The 248-nt window shown below is 66.9% G+C and carries 1 pseudogene; it reads left to right on the top strand.

Annotation, left to right across the window (positions count from 1 at the left end):
• Window positions 1–248, top strand: a pseudogene (locus AC0L3U_RS39970) (amidase); the annotation flags it as partial.

A 248-nucleotide genomic window follows, 5' to 3' on the forward strand; every position in this document is an offset into this window, starting at 1 on the left:
CGTATCGCCTACAGCCCCACCTTCGGTTACGTGCAGGTCGACCCGCAAGTGGCCAAGGTGGTCGCCGCCGCCGTCGACGGCCTGGTGCAGCTGGGCGCCCAGGTTGAGCAGATCGATCCGGGCTTCAGTGATCCGCTGGAGGTGTTCAGCACCTTGTGGGCCGCCGGCGCTGCGCGCTTGACGCGCGGCATGAGCGACGCGCACAAGCAACTGCTCGATCCGGGTTTGCTGCGCATTGCACAACAGGG

The sequence above is a fragment of the Bradyrhizobium sp. Kon69 genome (assembly GCF_055807515.1).